We start from the raw sequence: 25,768 nt of genomic DNA on the forward strand, positions 1-25,768 counted from the left end.
AACTTGCAGATCAATCCCCCCGGCACAGATCCGGACGTGCGCTACTAACGCATCCGGCTCCTGCGTTGGGTCCACCACGCTGGCCATCTCTGGCTGCATGTAGCCTTTCGAACCCCTCTTCTGCTCAGCTCAGGCTCTGCGTCCTGAACATACAGGCGGTTCTGCCAGCTTCCCCTTCGCCAAGGCCCTTCGCTCCACAAACTCCGCATCGCCAGTGCACGCCTGTCCTTCATGCCACCTTTAAGTTGTTCGCTCGCTTCTTCACACTCAGGCCTTGTCCGACTCCTCGTTCCGCTCTCCCGGCTGTTCGGCTATTGACCTTTGAGCCAGGAGTGGCTTCTTGCCCCGCGGGCGAGGCCTCCCGGGTTCCGTACGAGAGACATCCACACATGCACCGGGTCTGCGACTCCGGGGAACCTGCCTGCTACTTGCGTCTAACGCAGCCTACAGTTTTGCCTTCCCGACCACTCAACACGGTCAGCATTCCCAACCTTGATTTCGGAGCTCAATACCGAGCCTGTGTGTTCCCCTGTCAACGCTTAACCCCTGCCCTCGCGAGCAGACGCCCTAGACTTAGGGTCCCGGCGGTTCGCTACACCTTACCGGGCAGAGGACTTGCACCTCCAATCTCTCGCCAGCTTGTCCCGGCGCACGTCGCCGTAGGAGACTGATCTACAAGGAAAACTTGCAGATCAATCCCCCCGGCACAGATCCGGACGTGCGCTACTAACGCATCCGGCTCCTGTAGGTGTCCACCACGCTGGCCGTCTCTGGCTGCGCCTATCCTGACAGAGGGGGCCTTTCGAACCCCTCTTCTGCTCAGCTCAGGCTCTGCGTCCTGAACATACAGACGGTTCTGCCAGCTTCCCCTTCGCCAAGGCCCTTCGCTCCACAAACTCCGCATCGCCAGTGCACGCTGTACTTGTTGGCACCTTTGAGTTGTTCGCTCGCTTCATTACTACTATGGCCTTGTCCGACTCCTCGTTCCGCTCTCCCGGCCGTTCGGCTATTGACCTTTGAGCCAGGAGTGGCTTCTTGCCCCGCGGGCGAGGCCTCCCGGGTTCCGTACGAGAGACATCCACACATGCACCGGGTCTGCGACTCCGGGGAACCTGCCTGCTACTTGCGTCTAACGCAGCCTACAGTTTTGCCTTCCCGACCACTCAACACGGTCAGCATTCCCAACCTTGATTTCGGAGCTTAATACCGAGCCTGTGTGTTCCCCTGTCAACGCTTAACCCCTGCCCTCGCGAGCAGACGCCCATGACTCGGGGTCCCGGCGGTTCGCTACACCTTACCGGGCAGAGGACTTGCACCTCCAATCTCTTGCCAGCTTGTCCCGGCGCACTGAGTGTCCTTTTGTTTATCTTTTGTTTAGGGGTTACCCAGCACACAGCACAGGTCAGGCAAACACGACTTGGGTATGCCCCTTCGGATGGCTGCGCGGCGCCTTACGCACCACAATCTCCACATCACGCCCGAGTCGGTTGAGGCATTCGATCATCTTTGCTTCGCTAATGCCACGGAACTGACCTCGAAGCAGTCCGGAAAGCTTGGGCTGTGTAATCCCCAAAATCTCGGCAGCCTGTTGCTGTGTCAGGTGGCGGTGACGAATGATGTCGCCGATCTTGCTGGCCAAGCGGGCCTTGACATACATAGCCTCAGCGTCCGGGGTCTGTAAGTCGGCATAGACGTTGCCGCTGCTTTCTTCGATGTCGATCATTTCTGACCTCCTAAGCTGGCCTCAATGGCCTTTAATCGTGACTTGATCAATTCCACATCCGGCTTGGGCGTTGCAATGCTTTGGGTGGATTTCTTCTGGAAGCAATGCACGACATACACTGCCTCGGCATAACGTAGGGTATAGACCGCACGGTAGGTGTCGCCCCTGAAGTCCTCAACCACCTCCAGTACGCCAGCGCCGCCAAAGCCCTTGAGCGGTTTCGCATCAGGATGTTTCTGGCCAACTTGCGCTAAATGCAGCGCGTACCCGAAGGTGTCTTGCACCTCCTCAGGCATGCCCATCAGGTCTTTCTTGCTGGACGCGACCCAGCGCAGAGGTTTGGTTGAAGTCGACATCAGCCCATTATGCCTATATGGGAATAGGAATGCCAGAGCTTGACCGAATCAGCCAGCTCTCGCACACCAGCACCTCGATCATGTTTATCGCTAGCACCTCGGTTATCCCAGCTGCTCCACCTGCCCCAGGCGCTGGATGGTGCGCAGGTTCAGCCCGGCGGCGACCACTTCGGCGAGGAGTGCTGGCCAGGCGTGCCAGAGGATGTCGTTGGCGATCCAGGCGAGACTGGAGGCGAGCAGGGCGATGCGCATGGCGCGGTTGCCCAGGTAGAACTGCGTCCTGAACATACAGGCGGTTCTGCCAGCTTCCCCTTCGCCAAGGCCCTTCGCTCCACAAACTCCGCATCGCCAGTGCACGCCTGTCCTTCATGCCACCTTTAAGTTGTTCGCTCGCTTCTTCACACTCAGGCCTTGTCCGACTCCTCGTTCCGCTCTCCTGGCTGTTCGGCTATTGACCTTTGAGCCAGGAGTGGCTTCTTGCCCCGCGGGCGAGGCCTCCCGGGTTCCGTACGAGAGACATCCACACATGCACCGGGTCTGCGACTCCGGGGAACCTGCCTGCTACTCGCGTCTAGCGTAGCCTGCAGTTTTGCCTTCCCGACCAGTCAACACGGTCAGCATTCCCAACCTTGATTTCGGAGCTCAATACCGAGCCTGTGTGTTCCCCTGTCAACGCTTAACCCCTGCCCTCGCGAGCAGACGCCCATGACTCGGGGTCCCGGCGGTTCGCTACTCCTTACCGGGCAGAGGACTTGCACCTCCAATCTCTCGCCAGCTTGTCCCGGCGCACTGAGTGTCCTTTTGTTTCGCTGTGGATACGTAGTGGAAAGCCCATCGGGCTTGAGGTCGGAGAGGAGGACCGTAGGGACGAAGCACAAAAAACCAAGGGCATCCGGAGACGCCTTGGGCGTGTATGAAACGGGGGCAATAAAAAACCCGCCGAAGCGGGTTCATAGGAAGGGATTGGCGGGGATGTATTTAGTGGTGCTTGGGCAGCATCAGGTCTTGGAGTTCGTCACGACTGAGGTCGGTCATTTCCATGACTTCATCCACAGATAGGCCCTTGGACAGCAGCTTGGTGGCTATCTGACGGTTTCTCTCATCAATACCCTCATCCCTACCCCGCTCCATACCGATCTGGTAAGACGGCATTTTCTCAATATCGACTTCACGTAGCATTTCGACCTCCACGGCCTTGAATTTGTCGGTTAGACCCCGGTTTCCGGACAGGTGTTCCATCATCTTGATGTGGTTGCGCAGGGCTCGCTTGTCGCCACCCACCAGCTCGATCAGACGGCGCATGATCTTTCGCAGCACCAGCTTTTCGTCCTTGCCCTTGAAGTCGCAGAGTACTGCAATCACCAAGGCTTCGGGGGTATTTTGGTTGATGAACTGCTCGCAGTCCAGCCGGTGCATGTCGATCAGGCTGTAGCTGTAGCTCCAGCCGCCGTCTTCGATGCAGTCCTGCATGTTGAGGGGGGCTTTGCCGGTGTAGATGACGAATTGGCGGATAGGATTCTTGATCCCGGCCAGGCGCAGGTCGGTGTAATAGCGCAGGTTGCGGTAGGGCATGGTGGGGTCGTTGCTGTCCTGCAGCTCCAGGTGCAGGACAAAGCGCTGGCCATCGGGGGTCTCCACCAGCATGACGATGTCGGCAAAGCGATGCTCTACCCGCTCGGATTCGGTGCGCAGTTCCTTGATGACCTTGAGGTCCAGGCCCAGGATGTAGTGCGCCATGACACGTACCAGACGGCGGATCAGTTGCTTGGAGATGATGTCGGTGTGGCCCATGGGGAGAGTGTGGCATGGGTTGGGGGTGGCTGGCTAGCGCCTAGGCCGCCTTCTGCTCAAACAGCTTCCTCGCTGTCTGCACCCCGCGCACATAGCGGGTATGCCGCTGGGTGCACAACTCCACCAATTTCTGTGGCTTGCCGACGGCGCTGCCGAATTCCTTAAGGAAGCGGTGGGCATAATTGATGAATTGCTCGGCGTCCATACCGATTCGGTGGAGGATTTTCGGTTGATGCGCGGGGATGGCACCGCGCTTTTTGGGGTGCACGGCTCGGCCTGTCCAATCGACCAGGTCCAGGTAGTCGTCGTAGGCGAAGGGGATGGCCCAGTCGGCTCGCCCTGTGGCGTCGAAGGGCATGAGCGGGGCTTCGGGCAGGATTTCTTCTTCTGCTGTTGCTTCTGTGGGTTGTGGCTTGGGCTTGGGGTTGGCTTGGCCTTCCTGGATGCGCTGCTGGATGGAGGTAAAGTCGGAGGTCTCGGGGGTTTCCGCCATGCCTGCCCGGATCGGGTTGAGATCGACGTAGGCCATGGCGGCGAGCAGGGCCGCTTCGTCCAGCAGGGCTTGGCTTTTGAAGCGGCTTTCCCAGAAGTGGCCTTTGCAGTGGTCTTCGGCATTGGCCTGGAAGGCAATGGATTGATTGAGGTTGCGCATGAACCAGGAGAGATCGGCCAACCGCTGGCGGTAGGTCATGGCGTATTCTTCCACGCGGGCCAGTTCGGCCTGATCCATGCCCTCCCCTGCTTCGGTGGCCAGATAGGCGCGTACCAGCCAGGGGCCTTGGTAGAGCTGAGTCCAGCGCTGCAAGACTTCGCGGGTATCCCATTGTGCTGGGCGCAGGGCATCGATACGCAAGACTATGTGGTAGTGGTTGCTCATGACGGCATAGGCTGCAACGTCAATGGCGAATATATTGGCCAACTGTTTGATACGGCTGGCAATCCAGTCGCGGCGATGGTCATAGCTCTTGCCTGTGCGGTCATCTTCACCGCAGAGGAAGGCCCGACGCACACAGCGGGATACGCAGTGGTACCAGGGCGTGTCGGCCAGGGAGACAAGGCTGGAGCGGGGCTTGGTCATGGGTGGATTCCTCGGCTATGGGAGAAAGCATAGGCCATGTCGGTCGTTATTGCAAACAAAACGACTGTCCTTTTGTTTCAGCTTGTCCCTTGCCGTTTTTCCAATTTATAGCCCCCGGACCGACGGCTTAATGGGGCTTGGCATCATGCCGGTGCTGCTCCTAACTGCCTGCAGGCTCTGTGGATACGTGGTGGAATCGGAGATAGATGGATGAAAAAAAGCCCAGGGCATCCGGAGACACCTTGGGCTTAGGGAGTGCAATAAAAAACCCGCCGGAGCGGGTCTTGGGGAGGGATTGGTGGGGATGGTTTTAGTGGTGCTTGGGCGGCATCAGGTCTTGGATTTCATCCTTGCTCAGGCCGGTGATCTTGATGATGCTATCCAGCGTCATGCCTTGATTGATGCAGTTGATAGCCACTTGGCGGACCCCCTCATCAATGCCCTCATCCCTACCCCGCTCCATACCGATCTGGTAAGACGGCATTTTCTCAATATCGACTTCACGTAGCATTTCGACCTCCACGGCCTTGAATTTATCGGTTAGACCCCGGTTTCCGGACAGGTGTTCCATCATCTTGATGTGGTTACGCAGGGCTCGCTTGTCGCCACCCACCAGCTCGATCAGGCGGCGCATGATCTTTCGCAGCACCAGCTTTTCGTCCTTGCCCTTGAAGTCGCAGAGTACCGCAATCACCAGGGCTTCGGGGGTATTTTGGTTGATGAATTGCTCGCAGTCCAGCCGGTGCATGTCGATGAGGCTGTAGCTGTAGCTCCAGCCGCCGTCTTCGATGCAGTCCTGCATGTTGAGGGGGTCTTTGCCGGTGTAGATGACGAATTGGCGGATAGGATTCTTGATCCCGGCCAGGCGCAGGTCGGTGTAATAGCGCAGGTTGCGGTAGGGCATAGTGGGGTCGTTGCTGTCCTGCAGCTCCAGGTGCAGGACAAAGCGCTGGCCATCGGGGGTCTCCACCAGCATGACGATGTCGGCAAAGCGATGCTCTACCCGCTCGGATTCGGTGCGCAGCTCCTTGATGACCTTCAGCTCCAACCCCAGGATGTAGTGCGCCATGACACGTACCAGACGGCGGATCAGTTGCTTGGAGATGATGTCGGTGTGGCCCATGGAGAGAGTGTGGCATGGGTTGGGGGTGGCTGGCTAGAGGGGAGAAATTTCCTCAAAACAAAGTGAGTGTCCTTTTGTTGCCGGCTAACAAACAAAACGACTGTCCTTTTGTTTGTTAGCTATGGGAGAAAGCATAGGCCATGTCGGTCGTTATTGCAAACAAAACCAAACAAAACGACTGTCCTTTTGTTCGGGACTGTCCTGCAGCTCCAGGTGCAGGACAAAGCGCTGGCCATCGGGGGTCTCCACCAGCATGACGATGTCGGCAAAGCGATGCTCTACCCGCTCGGATTCGGTGCGCAGCTCCTTGATGACCTTCAGCTCCAACCCCAGGATGTAGTGCGCCATGACACGTACCAGACGGCGGATCAGTTGCTTGGAGATGATGTCGGTGTGGCCCATGGAGAGAGTGTGGCATGGGTTGGGGGTGGCTGGCTAGAGGGGAGAAATTTCCTCAAAACAAAGTGAGTGTCCTTTTGTTGCCAAGTGGGTGTCCTTTAGTTTCGGAATTTTGCAAACAAAGTGAGTGTCCTTTTGTTTTCTTTTGTTTGGTTTCGAGATCAAGGAATGTTCCAGCGTTGATAGTACCAACCAGAACAAACAAAGTGACTGTCCTTTTGTTGTTAAGTGTCCTTGGCTAGGGGAAAGAGCATAGGCCATGAAATGGAATTTTGCAAACAAAGTGAGTGTCCTTTTGTTTGAGAGGGGAAAGAGCATAGGCCATGAGGTGGAATTTTGCAAACAAAGTGAGTGTCGGCCCTGTTGTTTGTTGGTCAGCCCGTCACATCGCGTCCGAGCAATCTTCGTGACAATCTTGCCAAGCGGGAATTACCGCGAAAATCCGACTCCAGCATGGCGCTATCGCAGCAATCGATCCAATTTCCATCCAGAGGATGGAGAACATGGCTCCGGCGCACCCCTTCCTCGACAAAGCCAAGGGACAAACAGGTGTCTTGCGACAATCGGTTATCCTTCATCACCACAACGCTCAACTTATGGCAGCCCAAGCGATTGAACACGAGGTCGAAAATCAGCAGCGAGGTAGTGATCGCAATCCCGGCACCGCGATCCTCCGGCGATAGGATGCCCATCAGATACTCCGCCCTGCGATGGCCGGCGACGATATTCGTCAGGTTCGCCAGGCCCACCGGCTCGAAAATGGGCTGTGAGGATCCTGGGATAGTAGCGCGTTTTTCGATAATCCAATCCGTGGATCGTGAATTCACCAGGGAAAAGGATGCATTGGCCAAGGCCTTGGCGATCTGCTCCCGGGACGGGGGAGTTGCGAGCCTTGCGGGGTTATACAGCCGCATAAAAGCCTGATCGGTAAAGCAGCCAAACACATAATCCGCGTCCGAAGCATTCGGGGGTCTCAGGCGCACGTTCTTCGCCTGCACGGTATCCTGCCAAGCCGGATTCAGCAAAAACGCCCAATCCCGCAAGACCCGGGAGCCGGGTACCTTCTCCAGCCCCTGCTGCAAGGCTAAACGCGCCGAGGCGAGATCCCTCTTGGCGATGGCCGCGTTAAGGGCCCGCACGACGTAGGCCTCGAACTGCGCGACTGACATGGAAAGCGTCTGCTGCGTCATGCGTCACCCATTGGCTTGCACCCAACTCAGGTCATACCATTCCGCCAGGGGCAACAAGGGGCCGAGATGTTGCTCATAGTTGCGCCAACGCTCCTTGCTGCTCTTGTAAATGGGTTGACGCGCCTGCCAATTACTCGCGGTACCCACCTTGCGCTTGGTCTTGTGAAACTCCAGGCAGCGATCGTCCCAATCCAGGCCGATGAAATCGATGATCCTGCGGCTCCACCCCTCTTGATCCTCGATCAGCGCCTCATAGGGCACATCCAAGAAAACCTCCTGGGGCAGCAGCTGACGCCAATGCGCTATCAAACGGTGATACTGTCGCCAATAATGGGCCAGATCCTCCAGGTCATTGGCGTAGGTATGCTGCAAATTAAAGTTCTGAAAATAGATCGACAGACAGGTGTCGATGGGGTTGCGCATCGCATGAAGTATGCGTGCCTGAGGAAATACTCTATGGATCATGCCCAGGGCCAGAAAATTCCCCGGCATCTTATCCACCACGCGCAGCGCCTGCGCATGATGCCGGTCGAGATTCTCCAGGCAACCCGACACCAACGCGCCGACCGCAGCGTCCGTATAGCGGTTATGCACATAGGCCAGCTTATGGGCCTTCATCTGATCATTCCAAAAACGCAGCTCGCCCGCGCCAAAGACCTCCGGATGCGAAGAAAGCACCTGCTCCATCAACGAGGTGCCGGAACGCGGCATACCCACGATAAACAGCGGCCGCGCGCTCTCGCTGGCCCCCGGCAGGGCCATGATGGGTGCTTGGTAGTGCTGGATCAAATAGCCGACAAGCCGCTCCTGGTTATCCCGGTCATAGCGCGGCGTCAATTGTTTCTTGCAGCTATTGGCCTGATGCAGATGCTCAAAGGCGCGGTCATAGTCCGCCACATCATCGAAAAACTTCGCCACCGCGTACAACAGGGTAGCCCGGCTGCGCAGTGACAATGAGCCCTTGCTCAAGGCCAAGGCCGCATCCCGCCACGCGCTGTCCTCTGGCGTCATCTTGCGCACCCGCGCCAGCAAAGCGGTCGCCTCCACCGAGCCGGGATTGATCTGCAAGGCGCGCTCCAGCATCTCCCGCGCCTGGGCGAACTCCCCCCGGTCCAGCACCATATCCGCCAGGGCCACCAGCGCATCGCACTGGTGCGGATCCAGTTCCAAGGCCCGCCGAAAGCTGGCGTCGGCGGCGGCGGGGTTCTCCCACTGCTTATACAGATTACCCAGATACAGATGGGCCTCTGCCAGGTTCGGACGATGGCGCACCGCCTGCTGGTAATGATCCAGCGCGCCCGGGAAATCTTCTTGCTCCTCCAACAGTTTACCCATCACCAAATGGGCGTTGGCGTGGGCCGGATCCAGCCTGAGCGCGTTCTGCACATGCACGCGCGCCTCATCCAGGCGGCCATCGTCATGGCACGCCTGGGCCAGATTGGTCAGGGCGTCGGGATAATCGGGCTGCAGCTTCAGCGCGGTGCGGAAGGCCTGTATAGACTCGTCCCTGGCGCACAAATACTTGAGGGCGGAGCCCAAATTGTTATGGGCCGCAGCAAAATCCGGCACCAGGTCCAGCGCCTTGCGGTACTGGGCCACGGCCTCGTTCGCCTGCCCCTGCCGGCCCAGGGCAATACCCAGATTGTTAAGGTTCTCGGCATCCAACGGCAGCAATTGGGCGGCCTTTTGCAGCAAGGGCAGGGCCACCGCATCGTCGCCCTGGGCCAGCGCGACGCCACCCAACATCTTGTAGGCAAAGCCGTGCTCGGGGCATTCGCGCATCAACGCCTCGGCCAAGGGTTTGGCGCGGGCATAATCCCCCTGATTCACCGCCTGCCGCAACGGCTGCAGCCTGGTCTCGTCCGGAATGGCGGCTATGCGCGCTTCCAGCTCCTGTAGTCGCGCGCCGGCCAAGCCATGGGCCTTGCCCTGCTGCAGAATCTTGCGGGCGCTGTCCCACAGGCCGGCGCTGATCAGTACCTCGATATAGCCCAGCCAATACTGCCCCTGGCCGGGCGCGCTTTCCAGCGCCTGCTTGTAATGGCGAAAGGCCTCGGCGGGCCGCTCCTGCCGCCACAGCGCCAAACCGAGCCCCTGATGGGCAGCGGCGTTGTTCGGATCGAGCGTGAGCACACGCCGGCACAGGGTCTCGGCTTGGACGAAGTCCTGCCGCTGCGCGCACGCAACGGCCTGGCGCAATGTGTTTTGAATGCCCCGGTCCGCCGTTGTGCGCGTTGGCGGAAGCGCCGTTTTTTTCTGTCTCTTTTTCGGCTTGGGCATGGAGTCTTGGGGCTCGTTGAACGCGGATTCGCAGGGGTATTTTGACCGAAATGGCGCTGATTGTCCTCCCTTTTACCCGCACACCTTCTGAATAAACAGGTCGCCCTTATGGGCGACATTAGGCCGGGCCGACAGGGAAGCTAGCGCCGATCTGGCCCATCCTCGGGAACCCGATACGTCTTGCCACAGGACGGGCAGTTATACAGGCCGGGCTCGCGCGTGGGTCTGACCTGGCGCGGCTGTTTATCTTCCTGAAAGCACCGCACGCAGTATAAGCGCCCCTCATGCGCCAACAGAGAATCCCCTCGCAAAAGGGGAAAAATAAAATGCTCGTCCATTGTCCGCTCCCCCTGTTGCCCTCATGCCCTGGTTTGCATGGCTGGTTATCAGGAAATTTCCGCTCAAGCCCCTTTGACTGCCCCTGAGCAGGGTCAGACCACGCCAACCGGCAACCCCTGTCGGCCTGAAGGCCAACCTACCCCACAGAGATCAGGGCAAAATCCCTTTCATCTGGCCTGGCGTTGTAGGTCGCCCTTCAGGGCGACTGCCGAGCGGACGCTGGAATACTGGCTCGGGCTTATGGCGCTTATAGCTCTCAAAGAAAGGACTGTCCTTATGTTTTATGTTTTTTCGTTTTGTTTTTTCATCTAATACAACAGCCAGCATACCACTGTGACAAATTGCCTACCATCAGTTGCCGCGCCTTGGACATAAAAAAACCCCGCCTCCTTGTGAGAAGCGGGGTTTGAAGGGGTTACCCCTTGTGGGGGTTAGGGCGTATCGAAAAACGCAGCCCTCTTAGGCATTAGGCGAAATCAGCGCCCGTCAGGGTACCGGTCATGCCGACCACCATGATGGCTTCGTCGCCTGCGTTAACGCTGTCACTACCATCCGAGTCGATAACCACATAGGTGCCGGCCATCGCGCCACCGCTTACCGTAACCACGACAAAGTCGTTGTCAGTAGCGGCGTCCGTGGTGAAGGCAAGGCCCGAGACCGCGGTGTTGACATCGGCCACGAAGTTGGCTTCGGTGGTGCTGGCCAAGGTGACGATGAAGGCATCGTTAAGAGGACCAGCTACCGAGGTGGTGATGGTATCCAAACCTGCGCCTGCCTCGAAGTTCTCGATGGTGACGATATTGCCGATGTTGGTCACGGTGGATACCGCATTGATATCGACATTGTCGGCAACACCGTTGGCCGCGCCCAGGGTGACCGTGGTGCTTGGTGCAACCAGAGAGGTTACCGCCGAGAAATCCACGCTAGCTCCCGTGGTGTCGCCACTAACATCCACCGTGAGGTTGGTCAAACCCCCATCGAAAGCAGCCGCAGCAAAGACCACATCATCATCATTGGTGATGGTCACCGTGGCCGGCACATTGGCGGAGAGATTCACCCCCGCCATGGCTGTACCGCTGTTGTTGACGGTCAGCGAGGTGGTGGTGGCGCCGACAACGATGGCGCTAGCGCCGCCGCCAAACTGGGCGCTGAGGTCTTCGGTCGCAGCACCGTTCAGGGTGATGGTCTCGACATCGGCGACCAGTTGGCCCAGGTTGTGGCCCGTAGTGACCGCATTCACCGTCAGGGAGTCGGTCTTGCCGCCGCCGCTGATGGTGCCGGTGGTGCTGAAGCCATTGATGTTGGCGCCGATGGTGACGAAGCTATCGGTCTTGCCGCCGCCGCTGATGTTCAGGCCAGTCGCAGCGAACATGCCGTCATCGGTGATGTAGACGCTGTTGACTTCGTCGTCCAGGTTGATGGCGTTGAGGTTGGTGACATTGGCGAAGGGCTGACCCGCGCTGCTGTCGATCATCAGCGTGGTGACGGCGCCGTTGAAGTTCATGTCGTTGTTGGTGGTGGCGCCCGTGCCGATGATGGTGTCAAAGGCCTGCAGGGTGGTTTGGGACACTTCCACGTCACGACCCAGCACGTTCAGGTCGATGCCGTCCACACCGGTGGTGGTGTCGAGGACCACGACATTGGGATCCACCTTGGCGCCCGACTGGCGGGTGACGTCGGCGAAATTGCCATCTGCCCCATTGGCCACCAGAACGCCCGTGAGGCGCACAGCAGCGGCCGTCAGGGCGCCGGTGTTGCCGGTAAAGGTGACGATGACGCCCGCGTTTTCCAGGCTGGTGATGTCGATGGTGCGGGTGGTGAAGCCCGCAGCACGGCCGGTATCGGTGGCGTTCAGCAGGTCGCTGACATCGATCTCGACGGTATCGCCGGCGGACAGCGCGGACTGGTTGGCCGCGTTGGTGGTGCCGATCTGGAAAATGGTGTCGTTGATGCCGGTGTTGCCGCTGTTGGACGACTCGGTGTTGTTGTTGACGAAGGTCTGGGTCAGCGTGATGTCGTAGACGGCCGTCGCAGAGTTCTTGGTCAGGATCATGCCTTCGAAGTTGGAGACGTTGGACAGGTCCTGACTGTCAATCACCACGTTTTCACCGTTGGTGGTGAGGGTCAGGGTGTCGTACCGATCAGCACCGGCTGGGATAATCTGATCTTCGCGTGAACCGCCATCCAGGGTCTTGAGGATGTTGAAGCTGGCATCGTCCAGGATGATGCGGTCGGAGCCGGAGCCGCCCATGAAATTGACCGCCTGATTGGAGGACAGCATGGTCATGTCGATGGTGTGGGTGGACGCATCTTCCAGGTTATTGGTCGGACCGTCGGTCGGGTTGGCGGCGTTGTCAGCGCTGGACTGAATGATCTTGTCGGTGCGGATGGCGATGCTGTTGGCGGTGTCGGCATTGGCGACGAAATCGCTGGACAGAGTCAGGTTGGTTGCATTGCCGCGCAGATCCAGGGTGCCGATGCTGGTCTTGTTACGCAGTTCGGTTTCGGAGATGTTGTAGGTTCCGATGCCGTTCAGACCGAGCTGGATGGTGTCGTCGCCTTCGCCACCGTCGATGCTGTCGCCTTCGCCGAAGGTGCTGTTGCCCTGATTGTTGATGAAGGCGAAGGTGTCATCGCCTGCGCCGCCATCGGCGTTGATGTTGCCCAGTTCGAATTCGACATAGTCGTTGGCCGAACCACCGGTGACGGTGACGTTGGTGGCGGAGCCGTCGTTCTTGGCGACGAAACGGACGTTGGCCGAGGCGGTCATGCCTGAGGCATCTACTTCCGTCACGCGAGAACCCACGGAAAGCAGGTTGGATTCGGTGGCATTGTTGGTGGAGTCAGCGGTCAAACCCATGTCGTTATTGACAGCGCGGTCGGTGCGACCAAGGAATGCAGCGCGCGCACCCGTGGTGTCGGTGACCACGCCTGCGGCTTTGCCAATTTCCTGGGAGCCCAGCAGAACCACCTTGGTCAAACTACCAGCCGAAATAATATCCGCACCTACAGCATTGGATCCGGTATCCGCATTACCGCTGTTGTTCAGGGTGTTGGTGGTGGTGCCCTGAGACTGAGAGGTAATGGTGACGGTTTCTACGCCGCCGCCAATGTTCATGATGCCGTCGCCGGCGTTCATGGCGTTGACGTCGTCCAGGATGACGCTCAGGTTGGTGGTGCCGGTGACCGTGGCTTCACGGAAGGTAGCGGCGATGGTGCCAGCACGAGAACCGGCTTCGTTGTCCCACTTCAGGGCGGGAGCCACGCCGCCTTCGGCGCTGGGGGTGATGTTATTGACGGTCAGCTGCTCACCGTTGTTGATCTGGTCGTAAACAACGGTTTCAACGCCGGTGACTTCATAGGCACCCAGGTTGACGTTGTAGTCGAAGGCGCGAACAGCGGCATCGTTGGAGCCGATCTGCAGGGTTTCAACGTTTTCGATGGTGGCGCCACCATCATAGTCCGAGCGCAGCAGCACGGTCATGAGGTCGTTACCGGCTCCACCGTCGATTTCATCTGCTGCGGTGAGCGTGTTTTGTGCAGCTACGGCATCGTCAACCACACCGAAGATGGTGTCAGATCCGGATCCGCCTTTGATGACATCAGGGGTCGGTTGCAGGGTGAAGTTTTGACCACGATCGCTGCCGGTGGTGCCGACGATGTCTTGCAGGGTGTTGATGTCGGTGGCGTCGCCTTCGTAAGCATCGGCAGCCGCGACGGCGGCGTCAAAGCGGGCGGCGGAGGCACCGAACACGGAATGGGTGCTTTCGATGCTGTCCAGGGCTTCGATCAGATCGACAGCGACGGCACCACGGCTGAGGCCGTTGTTGGTCATGTAGGTGACGACCGAGGTGGCCAGGGCGGCCTGGTCGGCGTCGTCCAGCTCGGGGAACATGCTGGCCACGAGCTTGGCGGCGAAGGTGTCGTTGTCGTAGAGGTCGCCGCCCAGGGGGGCCTGCGGGTTGATGTCGGTCTTGGTGAGCAGGGCTGCGGCCGCTGCGTCGGTACCATTGGCGGTGACGTAGTCTTCAACGACGGTCTTGTAGCCGCCGACTGCCATGCCCATGATGCCGTAAACGAGTTGGTTGGTAGTAAGTGCCATGTGTTAACTCTCCGTTAGAGTGTGAAGGAAGCATTGAAAGCCAGTAGTGGTTTGACCTTTCCTTGCCCAGGTGGCCAATTAACCAGGTTGCAAGACTACGCTGGGTTGGGCTGCATCCCTGTGACTGGCATCACACAGGGGGGTTTTTGTTGCCCCTTGCGCACACCAGTTGCCCGACGTGACTCGGCCATTCCACTTGCAGTTGCGGATGATACGGGGGTTTGTGACCGGGTTTCAAGCTTTTATTTGGTGTTTTTGAGATTTGTGGTGTTTTTGGGACAGGTGACCCATGCCAACCTCCCCCTGACAGCCACCCCCCTCCCAGCCCGTCCCCCCGGGTGGGGGGTAGGGGTTTTATGGCACCCCCCTCCCTGCCTTCTCCCGGTGGGGGAGGGGTTTGGCCGATTGGGATGGTTGTGTGGGGTTGCTGGGCCAGCCTGCTCCTGCCGGTGGTCTTGTCTTCGCGGGCAAGCCCGCTCCTACCGGTGGGGGCGGCCTTGGGTGGGTGGGGTTGGGGGTTGCTTTTTTGGCGGCTACCCCCTCCCGGCCTTCTCCCGGTGGGGGGAGGGGTTGATTGCCCTCCCTGGCGGCGGTCTTGTCTTCGCGGGCAAGCCCGCTCCTGCCGGTGGTCTTGTCTTCGCGGGCAAGCCCGCTCCTACCGGTGGGGGCGGCCTTGGGTGGGTGGGGTTGGGGGTTGCTTTTTTGGCGGCTACCCCCTCCCGGCCTCCCCCCGGTGGGGGGAGGGGTTTGGCCGATTGGGATGGGTGTGTGGGGTTGCTGGGCCAGCCTGCTCCTGCCGGTGGTCTTGTCTTCGCGGGCAAGCCCGCTCCTACCGGTGGGGGCGGCCTTGGGCGGATGGGGTTGGGGGTTGCTTTTTTGGCGGCTACCCCCCTCCCGGCCTTCTCCCGGTGGGGGGAGGTGTGGGTCAGGGCCAGAGTTTGAGGGCGGCGATGACCAGGCCGCTGGCGCTGAGGGTGAGGCCTAGGCTCCAGAGCATGAAGCGGTCGAGGCGCTTGTTGAGGTCGAGAAAGCGTTGGTCCATTTGCTGTTGTACGGCTTCGAAGCGTTTGTCCATGGCTTCGAAGCGCTTTTCCACGGCTTCGAAGCGTTTGTCCATTTGTTTTTGCATGTCTTCGAAGCGTTTGTCCATGGCTTCGAAGCGTTTGTCCATGGCTTCGAAGCGCTTTTCCATGGCGTCGAAGCCTTGTTTCATCAGCTCGCGCTGGTGCTTGAGTTCTTCTTCGACACGCAGCATGCGTTCGCGTAGTTCGATTTCATAGACTACGGGGGGCTTGCCGAGGGAGACCTCGGCCAGCCATTCGCCTATGTGGGTTTTGATGTAGTCGATGTCTTCTGCAGCCAGGCTCATGGGTGTGGTCCGGGTTGGGGTGTTGGGTGAAGTTTAGCGGGGTTGGGGGTGGGGTGCCAGGGGTTGGGGGGCTTGCGCCTTGCCAGCCGCTCCCCCCTCCCAACCTCCCCCCGGTGGGGGGAGGGGTTTGGCCGATTGGGATGGGTGTGTGGGGTTGCTGGGCCAGCCTGCTCCTGGCGGCGGTCTTGTCTTCGCGGGCAAGCCCGCTCCTACCGGTGGGGCGGCCTTGGGTGGGTGGGTTTGGGGTTGCTTTTTTGGCGGCTACCCCCCTCCCGGCCTTCTCCCGGTGGGGGGAGGTGTGGGTCAGGGCCAGAGTTTGAGGGCGGCGATGACCAGGCCGCTGGCGCTGAGGGTGAGGCCTAGGCTCCAGAGCATGAAGCGGTCGAGGCGCTTGTTGAGGTCGAGAAAGCGTTGGTCCATTTGCTGTTGTACGGCTTCGAAGCGTTTGTCCATGGCTTCGAAGCGCTTTTCCACGGCTTCGAAGCGTTTGTCCATGGCTTCGAAGCGTTTGTCCATTTGTGATTGCATGTCTTCAAAGCGTTTGTCCATGGCTTCGAAGCGTTTGTCCATTTGTGATTGCATGTCTTCAAAGCGTTTGTCCATGGCTTCGAAGCGCTTTTCCATGGCGTCGAAGCGCTTTTCCATGGCGTCGAAGCCTTGTTTCATCAGCTCGCGCTGGTGCTTGAGTTCTTCTTCGACACGCAGCATGCGTTCGCGTAGTTCGATTTCATAGACTACGGGGGGCTTGCCGAGGGAGACCTCGGCCAGCCATTCGCCTATGTGGGTTTTGATGTAGTCGATGTCTTCTGCAGCCAGGCTCATGGGTGTGGTCCGGGTTGGGGTGTTGGGTGAAGTTTAGCGGGGTTGGGGGTGGGGTGCCAGGGGTTGGGGGGCTTGCGCCTTGCCAGCCGCTCCCCCCTCCCAGCCTCCCCCCGGTGGGGGAGGGGTTGATTGCCCTCCCTGGCGGCGGTCTTGTCTTCGCGGGCAAGCCCGCTCCTACCGGTGGGGGGGGGAGGTGGTAGGTCGGGGTGGGTCAGATGAATTCCATGCCGCTGGTTTGCAGGCCGGTGAGGTCGATCTGCTGGAGGTTGTGATCCAGACCGGCGACCGTGGTGAGAAATTGTGCTTGGCTGGTGCCGGCTATGTAGTCCGTCAGGCTGTTCAGGGTGGCCTGGTCGGCCTCGTAACCCAGTAGATTTCTGAAGGCCATGGCGGCAACGGCCTGGTTACTGCTGCCGCCGGCGAGATTTGCCACCAGGCCTTTTTCTACAGCAAGATCGAACAGGTCGGACATATCGTTGCCCTGATCGAACAGGTTGAGGATGGTGCCGCGGGTGGCCTGGTCCGCGACCAGGCTCGGGGCCAGGACGTTGATGAAGGCCAGGGCCTGGGCCGGGTTTTCATCTGAACCCAGGTCAAAGGCCAGTTTTTTGTCGTCAAAATGCAGGCGTTCGATGCTGTTCAGGGTGTCGGTGCCATCGGCACCTCCGCTAACGGTCAGTTCGCTGGATTGCCAGTCAAGGCTGTAGTCAGAGCTGTTGCCGGTGAATAGCGCGGTGTCTATGCCCGCGCCCCCATCAATGGTGTCATTACCCGCGCCCCCGGTGAAGATGTTGTTTTCGGCATTGCCCATGAGTTCGTTGTCCAGCTCATTGCCCGTGGCGTATTTGGCGGCCTTGGTCAGGGTGAGGTTTTCGACGTAGGTGCTCAGGGCGTAGTCGATGCTGGCGAAGACCTTGTCGATGGTGCTGCCGATGTCCAGGCTGACGACGACCCGTGCCTGGGTGCTGTCGGGGGGGTTGTTGTCCTGCTCTACCACCTGGTCGCCGCTGTTATCGACATAGTAGGTGTCGGCCCCTGCCCCGCCTTCCATGGTGTCCGCGCCGGTGCCGCCATCCAGGGTGTCGTCGCCATCGCCGCCGGATAGGCTGTCGTTCCCGGCCTCGCCGAGCAGGATGTCGTTGCCGGAGCCGCCGGAGAGGGTGTCGTTGCCGCCGCCACCGTAGATGGTGTCGTTTTTGTCGGTGCCGATCAGGGTGTTGGCGCTGGCGGTGCCGGTGACCAATGATGGGTCGCCACCCCCACTGTCGCTGCCACTAGTGGACGTGGTTGATTCAGAAAGCCAGTAGGTAAATAGGGTCATGCTACGCTCCTCATTTGGAATAATGGCCAGTATTCAGGCCCTGTTGTGACTGGTGGAGATGCCGGTTGATGGTTTGCCCGGCTATCTTGAAAAGAATCTGCGCTTATGCTAGCAGCTGGAGTATCCTTGGACAAGTCAATACATGGGGGCTAGTGGCCTTAGTAGTGAGGATAGAAGTTTCCAAGGCTGTGCAAAGCGAGGTGATTGCCAATGTATGTGTCCGAGCTGAGTCAAGTGATCTATTCCGGCGCGAATTGGATCGATGCGCTGGTCAGTGGGGATGGGAGCCGCTCTGATCTCAATCCCTTGCAGGTTTCCCGCAGCACCAATACGGTCTATTACAGCTTTACCATCGGCTCGGATGCCGGACAAGAGCGGGGCATAGGCTCCGGCAGCACCAGCCCCTTCAATGCCTATCAGCAGAGCGCGGCGCGGGAGCTGATGGCCCATGCGGCTCAAGTCACTGGCATCAATTTTGTCGAAACCGCTTCTGCCGATGCCGAGATACTGTTTGGCTACTGCGATATCAATGGGGCCTCTACCTCCGGCATCACCAGCCTGGCGGATGGCTGGCGCTATGACGGCAGCGGCCGGATTACCGAGTACGATGCCAGCCGCATGGTGTTTCTGGACAGCGAGGAGTGGGGCTCTTACAACCTCAACCCCACGGCAGGGGGGCAGGGCTATGAGACCCTGCTGCACGAGATCGGCCATGCCCTGGGGTTGGAGCACCCCTTTGAAGACCCGGTGCGCCTGCCCAGCGCGGTGGACAATACCGATTATACGGTGATGTCCTACACCGATGGCGGCGGCTACAAGACGGGTTTTCAGCCCTATGATCTGTCCGCCCTGGTGTTTCTTTACGGCCTGGATGGCCTGGGCGGCGGTTACGGGGTGGATGCCGATGCCCTCTACTATTACGGCACGGCGGCCAATGAGGCCTTCAGCGCCGGTGCCCAGAGCGCGGCCTGGTACGGTGGCGGTGGTGATGACAGCCTGAGCCTTGGCGGCAGTTTCGAGGACTATGCCTGGCGGGATGTTTCCGGGGATCTGGTGGCCGAGGCGGGGGCCGTGCGTCATGTCATCAGCAGCAGCATCGAGCGCATCGAGTTCAGCGGGGGGGCTGACTACAGCTTCGGCCAGCTGAGCGGCCTGGTCAGCGGCAGTGGCACCTCGTCCGGCGGCGGCCAGGTATTCCAGGGCCAGCCGGGGCAGGACGATGTGTTCAGCGCCAGCGCGGGGGACGATACCCTGATCGGCTCCAGCGGGCTGGATCGCATCGAGTTTCCCGCCAGCCGGGGCGAGTTCAGCCTGACGGCCCTGGGTGATGGCCTGTTCAGCATCCAGGATCGGCAATCCCGCTACGGTACCGACCGGCTGGATGGCATCGAGCGCATCCATTTCTCCGATGCCAGGCTGGCCCTGGACCTGCAACCTGGGCAGGCGGCCGCTCAGGCCTTGCAGTTTATCGGCGTGCTGGCCCCGGGGTTGATCGCCGCGCCCTCCGTGGTGGGGGATATTCTGGATTTCTTCGATCAGGGCTATAGTCAAAAAACACTCTTCCAGGTGGCGCTGGATATAGACTTGGTGGCCAGTCTGGCTGGAGGGGACACTGACACTCATATCGCCTATCTGGCCTATGTCAATCTGCTCAAGAGCGAGCCGGATCAGGCCAGCCTGAGTAGCCTGACCGGCCTGGTCGGGGTTTACGGTCAGGCGGGTTTTCTGGCCGCCGTGGCGGAGTTGGATCAGAATAATCAGCAGATTGGCCTGACCGGGTTGCAGGCGACTGGGGTTGAGTATCTGTAGTTGAAACCAGGGCGCCGCAATCCCTACCTGTAGGAGCGGCCTTGGCCGCGATTGTGGCTCTTCGAACGGCGGGCGTGGCCCGCCCTATGGATAGGCCTTGGCCGCGATTGTGGCTCTTCGAACGGCGGGCGCGGCCCGCCCTATGGATAGGTCTTGGCCGCGATTGTGGTGCTTCGAACGGCGGGCGCGGCCCGCCCTATGGATAGGCCTTGGCCGCTCCTACCGGCAAACCAATTGGTGATGTCGTTGCGGTCTGATCGCGCTATTATGGCGGCCCCATGAACGCGCCTGTCTCATCCCTGCCCGGCCCCCTGGCCCCCTTTGTCTCGGTCATCCGCCATCGCCATCTGGCCTGGCAGATCGGTCGGCGGGGGCTGTTGTCCCGTTATCGCGGGGCCTTTCTCGGGCTGTTCTGGTCCCTGCTCAACCCCTTGGCCATGCTGCTGCTCTATACCTTTTTCTTTGGCCTGATCCTCAAGGTGCGCTGGTCCGGGGGCGAGCCGGGCACCCTGGGCTTTGCCCTGTCCCTGTTTGCCGGCCTGAGCCTGTTTGGCCTGTTTTCCGAGCCCTTCAGCCGGGCGCCGGGGCTGATCCTGGAAAACACCAACTTCGTCAAGCGCGTGGTCTTTCCCCTGGATATTCTCGCCTGGTCAACGGTGTTCCAGGCGCTGGCCCATTTTCTGGTCAGTCTGGCCATTCTGCTGACCGTTCAGGCCCTGTTCGGCGGCGGCATCGGCTGGGCCGTGCTGCTGCTGCCCCTGCTGCTGCTGCCGTTTTGCCTGTTTCTGCTGGGGCTGACCTGGTTTCTGGCCAGCCTGGGTACCTATGTGCGCGATATTGGCCAGCTGGTTGGCATGTTGCAGACCGCGCTGCTGTTTCTCAGCCCGGTGTTTTATCCGCTCAGTGATCTGTCGCCGCGTATGCAGCAATGGTTGGTGCTCAACCCCCTGGCCTTTCCCATCGAGACCTTCCGCAACCTGATACTCAAGGGCCAGGTGCCTGAGCCTGGCGCCCTGGCCCTGTACTGGCTGTTTGGCCTGGTCTGCGCCTGGCTGGGTTTCGTCTGGTTCGAAAAGACCCGCAAGGGGTTCGCCGATGTCCTCTGAGCCGGTTCAGATCCGGGTCAGTGATCTGGGCAAGGCCTATCAGATCTATGCCCGGCCGCAGGATCGGCTGAAACAGTTTCTCGCCCGTGGCCGCCGCCGTTATTTTCGTGAGTTCTGGGCCTTGCAGGGCATCGACCTGGAGGTGCGCAAGGGCGAGGTGATCGGCATCATCGGCCGTAACGGGGCCGGCAAATCCACCCTGCTGCAATTGCTGTGCGGCACCCTCAACCCGACCCAGGGTGAGATTGAGGTGCAGGGCCGCATCGCCGCCCTGCTGGAGCTGGGCGCGGGCTTCAACCCCGAGTTCAGCGGGCGCGAGAACGTCTTTCTCAATGCCGCCATCATGGGCCTGTCGCAGCAGGAGATCGAGCGGCGCTACCCGGCCATTGCCGAGTTCGCCGGCATCGGTGATTTCATCGACCAGCCGGTGAAGACCTACTCCAGCGGCATGTTCGTGCGCCTGGCCTTTGCCGTGGCCACCTCGGTGGACCCGGATATCCTGATCATCGACGAGGCCCTGTCGGTGGGCGACGGCGCCTTCGCCCGCAAGTCTTTTGACCGCATCATGCAGCTGAAGGAGAAGGGGGCCACTATTTTGTTCTGCTCTCACTCCATGTATCAGATCGATGCCCTGTGCGACCGGGCCCTCTGGTTGGAGCAGGGGCGACAGCAGATGCTGGATAAGACACAACGGGTGACCGTTGCATACAACGATTTCCTCAGTCAGGGCGAACCCCGTTCGAGCGGGGAGAAGGACGCTGACGCCGAAGAGGGGAGGGTGTTGTCCAAGACGGCTGCGGGGACGGCACGAATCCGTCGCATCGAGGGTTTTTGCAATGGTAACAAGGGCAAGCGCTTAGAGGTGGAGTCTGGTCTGGATAGCGTGGGATTCTCCATGGACTTTGCATCGGACCCGGCATTGCCCTGCCCTACGGTTGCATTTGCCATAACCAATCGCGCCGGGGTGGGCATCACCAGCGTGATTCTCCTCGGCGCTGAACAGGAGAACCTGCGTGAGGCGGATGGCACGGGACATGCCGTGGTTTATTTCCCGAACCTGCCCCTGCTCAAGGGGAGTTACTCCGTAACCGCCTATCTTGCCTGTGAACGTGGCCTGCATGTCTATGAGGCGGCACCCCATTGCCTGAGTCTGGAAGTCAGGCAGCAGGATGTGACCCAGGGTGTAGTTGCCTTACCCCATTACTGGGAACACGGCAGGGCCTGATATGGAGAGGGGCGAGTGCCGCATTGGGGGTAGGACCTATGTACTGAAAGCGGTGGGACCAGAAGACAGGGATGCTGTGATTGGGCTGTTCCACCGGGTCTTTGCCGAGACCCCACCAGCGGGCTGGTGGCAGTGGAAATACAGCCCGGAAGGGCTGGGTGGCAGGGCCATGGGTTTGTGGGATGAGGACGGCAACCTACTGGCCCATAACGGGGGGATCCCCCGGACGCTGCTTTGGCGTGACAGGGAGGTGTCGGCGATTCAGATTGGCGACCTCATGGTGGCACCCCAGGCCAGGGGCCTGTTCACCCGTCATGGTGCCTTCTTTCAGGTATCGCGTTTTTTCTTCAAGCACTGGGTGGGTGCGGATAAACCCTATGCGGTTTGCTTTGGCTTTACCCACGAACGCGCCATGCGGTTGGGTGTTACGCTTGGGCTTTATCAGCAGGTGGGTACGCTTGACCGCCTTGTCCTTCCGGCCAGATCAGGGCAGAGGTCATGGGTCTGGAAGATCAGGCAGATCAGGCCCTCCACCGCCGATTTTGATACCCTGGCAAACCGGGCATGGCAGGCCATGCGGGGGCAGAACCGGAAAGGTATTTTAGGGGTGCGTGATGCACGGCATATCCGGTCGCGCTACGCGGCAAGACCGGCCGTGGATTACAGCTATTTTCAGATCAGCAGGCGCTGGCCCGGCCCGTCGGCCATTGCCGTTGTGCGCAACGAGGGGGACAGCCTCAAGTGGCTGGACTTTGTCGGGCCTTTGGACTTGCTGAGAACAACCCAGAATGCCATGCAGCGGCTGGCCTATGCTGCCGGACTTGCCCAGGTTGAGTTCGTGGCAAGCCCGGAGGCACTGGCCGGGCTTTGCTCTGCTGGGCTTCTGCACAGGGAGAAGGTGTCTGCAACGGCCCTGATTACCGCCTCGGCTTGTCCGGATGAGTCTCTGGCCGGCAGCGCCTGGTGGATGGCGGGGGATACGGATTTTCTCTAGGGGCCTGTCGGGTTTAGGTGCCCGTAGCGAGCAAGGTGGGAGAACGAGAACAAATTTTCACGATTTTGAGGCGCATAGTGGGCCTACGCAACGAAAAATCGGGGAAATTTGGGCCGTTCTTCCCACCGGCGCAGTAGGAGCATCCTAAATCCGACAGGCTCCTAGGGGCCTGTCGGATTCAGGGTGCCTCTGCAACACGACAAACAATTGAGTGGGATTCTGGCCGAAGAAATCCCCCCTGCCCCCCTTTGTACGTACGTACGTACGTACGTACGTACGTACGTACGTACGTACGTACGTACGTAACGTAACCGTACCCGTACCCGGTACCGGTACCGGTTAACGGGTAACGGTACGTACCGTACCGTACCGTAGGAAGGTAGGTAGGTAGGGGGATTGAGGCTGAAGAAATCCCCCCTACCCCCCTTTGTAAAGGGGGGAATTAGAAATCCCCCTACCCCCCTTTGTAAAGGGGGGGGAATTAGATGCTCTGTCCTCAGAGATGAGAGTGGGCGAGTAGTTACGAAATATGAAGACTACAGATCTGAACAGGTACAGGCGCTTTCTTGCCTTCCACAGAAGTGCGGCCGGGCTGCTGGATTATGCGCCGCCGCTCACCCCCCTGATGACCGGGCTGGGTGCCTGGCTTCATCCCGCCAAAAAAGCAAACAGACTCCCCCCTGAATGGGCGCATCGCTGGTGGCATTACTTGAGGGTTTCCTCTTACGCTACCGCGTTGATCTATCGCATTCGGGAGATTTCCCGCCTGACCGACATCACCTGGCATGACCCCGATGCCACGCTTGACGCAATAAGGCAGAAAGGGGGGCTGATTCTTACCTATCACCACTCGTTTGCCTACCATCTGCCGGCCCTGGTTGGCAGCCAGGGCATACCACTGAATATTCTGGCGCGGTCCCCGAGTGATAACCCGCTGTATGAAGAATATGCAGCTGGATGGTTTGCGGATATTGAGGCATTTCTGAACGGTGGCAAATGGATATTTCTCAGCAGAGATGGCCACAACCCTCTGCATCGGGTAGTGCGTGATCTCAAGGCAGGCATGGCCCTGGTGTCCTTGCACGACTTTCCCAATTACTATGCGCGGGCAAAGACATTTCGGGCAACGATCCAAGGCAGGGATATTGATGCCCCGGTAGGGATGCTGGATGTGGCGCAAAGGCATGGCCTGCCGGTGTCTGTGGGTTATGTGAGGTGGTCTGGCCGACGCAGGCTGGACGTATTCCTGAGTTCACTGAACGCGAACGGTCAGGAACCCGTGCCGGTTGATGTCATATTGACCAGGTATTTCAGGCTGCTGGACGGTATTATTGAAACCGAACCGGAATTCTGGGAGGGTTGGGCTGGTCTGGAACACGCCATTGAGCCTGAAAAGGGCATTTAGCCACAGAGTTCGCTTGTTCCACCCCGATCAGCCAAATCGGCCTGGCGGCTGGTATCGCGGGCAAGCCCGCTGCCACCGGCAAACCCGCTCTCACCTGTAGGAGCGGCCTTGGCCGCGAAGGGGCGAGGGAATAAGAGGCCTGAGCAGTTAGCTATCAACCCAGGATGAAATGCCAGCAATGACCGATCTGATCTATTTCCATCATCCGCAGATGGAAGGCACGGCGGAGCTTCGTCGAGGTCTCTCGCAACTACGCAGAAGTCTCCATTTTGATCGCTGTTGGGCGGGTACGGAAAGACAAGGCCCGCCTTCTCCCAAGCAGATCCTGCAGCAGTCGGCGGCCAGACAATTTCTGGTGATCCTCAACCCGGCGCTGATAATCTCCGATCAGATGCAGCAATATCTGGAGCGCAGCATACCCCCTGGGGGTTGTATCCTGCCCAGCGACCAGAGAGGATTTGCCCCCGGTGTTGTGTTGGACTATGTCAATCGCAGTGGTCTTGAGGATTTTGTCAAACGCCTGCAGGGGCAATCCGAGACGGTCCCCCATGATGGGCGTCCCGCCTGGATTTACCTGATAGAGCGCGCCGCCATTGAGGCCATGGCTGAAGATCAGGCAGGGGCGCAATGGTCCGACCTGCCCGACCTGCTGGGCGGGCGTAGTCTCATCTGTCAACATGCCTATGTTCACTCATACTCCGACTATTACCAGGGCAGGCGTGAAGAAATGCTGGCCTATCTGCCCAAGGACGTGCATCACCTGCTGGATGTGGGCGGGGGTCAGGGCGGGTTTGCCGCAGCCTTTATGCAACAGCGTCAAGGCAAGGCCAGTCTGGTTGAGATGAATGAAGACGCATCCGGCATTGCCAGACAGAAGGGCATAGATGTCATCCATCAACCCTTTGCGTCACTACAACCCGGGGTTGACTACGACTGCATCTCCTTTCTTGATGTCCTGGAGCATATGCCGGACCCCGATCAGGTACTGGGCAAGGCCCATGGGCTTTTGCGGCCCGGGGGATATCTATTGCTCTCCGTGCCCAATATCGGGCATTGGTCCGTGGTCCTGGACCTCCTGCACGGGCGCTTCGAATACCTGCCGGTGGGGATTCTCTGTGAAACCCATATTCGCTTTTTTACCCGTATCGAGTTGACTGCATTACTGGATGAAACCGGTTTCAGTATTGAGATCTGGCATAACCAGCACAGTCCGTTTTCTGATACCTTTCAGGCTTATTTCAATGCCTGCAAAACCAGTGGGTTGCAGCTTGATGAAGAGAATTTGCAGGCCCTGGTTTTCCATATACTCTGTAAAAAGGCAATAGTCTGAGCAGTG

General features: G+C 59.4%; 19 protein-coding genes. 6 read left to right on the forward strand and 13 right to left on the reverse strand.

Going from position 1 to position 25,768, the window contains the following annotated elements:
* Positions 1-1,402: 1,402 nt before the first annotated feature.
* From D5125_05460 to D5125_05520, 13 genes are all read right to left on the reverse strand, one after another.
* A complete protein-coding gene (locus D5125_05460; GenBank protein ID QFY88963.1) occupies positions 1,403-1,723 on the reverse strand; it encodes an XRE family transcriptional regulator in 321 nt (106 codons plus the stop codon).
* Positions 1,720-2,079, reverse strand: coding sequence for a type II toxin-antitoxin system RelE/ParE family toxin (locus D5125_05465; GenBank protein ID QFY88964.1), 360 nt, complete (start codon positions 2,077-2,079; stop codon positions 1,720-1,722). The genes D5125_05460 and D5125_05465 overlap by 4 nt, the downstream gene beginning before the upstream one ends.
* A gap of 102 nt (positions 2,080-2,181) precedes the next feature.
* Complete coding sequence (locus D5125_05470; protein ID QFY88965.1) at positions 2,182-2,367, reverse strand: YgjV family protein; 186 nt, start codon at positions 2,365-2,367, stop codon at positions 2,182-2,184.
* A 690-nt stretch (positions 2,368-3,057) separates the two neighbouring features.
* On the reverse strand, positions 3,058-3,870 hold the full coding sequence (locus D5125_05475; GenBank protein ID QFY88966.1) for a hypothetical protein: 813 nt from the start codon (positions 3,868-3,870) through the stop codon (positions 3,058-3,060).
* A 40-nt stretch (positions 3,871-3,910) separates the two neighbouring features.
* A complete protein-coding gene (locus D5125_05480) occupies positions 3,911-4,948 on the reverse strand; it encodes a transposase (protein QFY88967.1) in 1,038 nt (345 codons plus the stop codon).
* Positions 4,949-5,258: 310 nt separating this feature from the next.
* The gene (locus D5125_05485) at positions 5,259-6,071 is read right to left on the reverse strand and encodes a hypothetical protein (protein QFY88968.1); all 813 of its coding nucleotides are present in this window, start codon (positions 6,069-6,071) and stop codon (positions 5,259-5,261) included.
* 150 nt (positions 6,072-6,221) lie between these two features.
* A complete protein-coding gene (locus D5125_05490; GenBank protein ID QFY88969.1) occupies positions 6,222-6,473 on the reverse strand; it encodes a hypothetical protein in 252 nt (83 codons plus the stop codon).
* A gap of 371 nt (positions 6,474-6,844) precedes the next feature.
* Entirely contained in the window at positions 6,845-7,660 is an 816-nt protein-coding gene (locus tag D5125_05495; GenBank protein QFY88970.1) for a GNAT family N-acetyltransferase, read from the reverse strand.
* Between the two features lie 3 nt (positions 7,661-7,663).
* On the reverse strand, positions 7,664-9,793 hold the full coding sequence (locus tag D5125_05500) for a sulfotransferase (GenBank protein ID QFY88971.2): 2,130 nt from the start codon (positions 9,791-9,793) through the stop codon (positions 7,664-7,666).
* A gap of 952 nt (positions 9,794-10,745) precedes the next feature.
* Positions 10,746-14,381 (reverse strand): hypothetical protein, encoded by a 3,636-nt coding sequence (locus D5125_05505; GenBank protein QFY88972.2) that lies wholly within the window; start codon positions 14,379-14,381, stop codon positions 10,746-10,748.
* A 925-nt stretch (positions 14,382-15,306) separates the two neighbouring features.
* Positions 15,307-15,750 carry a hypothetical protein gene (locus D5125_05510; protein QFY88973.1) on the reverse strand — a complete coding sequence of 148 codons (444 nt, stop codon included), beginning with the start codon at positions 15,748-15,750 and terminating at the stop codon, positions 15,307-15,309.
* 303 nt (positions 15,751-16,053) lie between these two features.
* Positions 16,054-16,572 carry a hypothetical protein gene (locus tag D5125_05515; GenBank protein QFY88974.1) on the reverse strand — a complete coding sequence of 173 codons (519 nt, stop codon included), beginning with the start codon at positions 16,570-16,572 and terminating at the stop codon, positions 16,054-16,056.
* Between the two features lie 211 nt (positions 16,573-16,783).
* The gene (locus tag D5125_05520) at positions 16,784-17,893 is read right to left on the reverse strand and encodes a hypothetical protein (GenBank protein QFY88975.1); all 1,110 of its coding nucleotides are present in this window, start codon (positions 17,891-17,893) and stop codon (positions 16,784-16,786) included.
* Between the two features lie 210 nt (positions 17,894-18,103).
* Between D5125_05520 and D5125_05525 the strand changes: the two genes are divergently transcribed.
* The 6 genes from D5125_05525 to D5125_05550 all read left to right on the forward strand — a co-directional run bounded on the left by D5125_05525 (position 18,104) and on the right by D5125_05550 (position 25,762).
* Positions 18,104-19,702 (forward strand): hypothetical protein, encoded by a 1,599-nt coding sequence (locus D5125_05525; GenBank protein QFY88976.1) that lies wholly within the window; start codon positions 18,104-18,106, stop codon positions 19,700-19,702.
* A 278-nt stretch (positions 19,703-19,980) separates the two neighbouring features.
* Positions 19,981-20,808 carry an ABC transporter permease gene (locus D5125_05530; protein QFY88977.1) on the forward strand — a complete coding sequence of 276 codons (828 nt, stop codon included), beginning with the start codon at positions 19,981-19,983 and terminating at the stop codon, positions 20,806-20,808.
* Positions 20,798-22,033, forward strand: a complete 1,236-nt coding sequence (locus tag D5125_05535; GenBank protein ID QFY88978.1) for an ABC transporter ATP-binding protein — start codon at positions 20,798-20,800, stop codon at positions 22,031-22,033. The genes D5125_05530 and D5125_05535 overlap by 11 nt, the downstream gene beginning before the upstream one ends.
* A gap of 76 nt (positions 22,034-22,109) precedes the next feature.
* Positions 22,110-23,027: a GNAT family N-acetyltransferase gene (locus tag D5125_05540; GenBank protein ID QFY88979.2), complete on the forward strand. Its 918-nt coding sequence runs from the start codon at positions 22,110-22,112 to the stop codon at positions 23,025-23,027.
* Between the two features lie 529 nt (positions 23,028-23,556).
* On the forward strand, positions 23,557-24,432 hold the full coding sequence (locus D5125_05545; GenBank protein ID QFY88980.1) for a hypothetical protein: 876 nt from the start codon (positions 23,557-23,559) through the stop codon (positions 24,430-24,432).
* Between the two features lie 178 nt (positions 24,433-24,610).
* A complete protein-coding gene (locus D5125_05550) occupies positions 24,611-25,762 on the forward strand; it encodes a class I SAM-dependent methyltransferase (GenBank protein QFY88981.2) in 1,152 nt (383 codons plus the stop codon).
* The last annotated feature ends 6 nt before the right edge of the window (positions 25,763-25,768 follow it).

Origin of the sequence: gamma proteobacterium SS-5, from assembly GCA_009497875.2 — a bacterium.
Classification (GTDB): Bacteria; Pseudomonadota; Gammaproteobacteria; order Chromatiales; family Chromatiaceae; genus Magnetovirga; species Magnetovirga frankeli.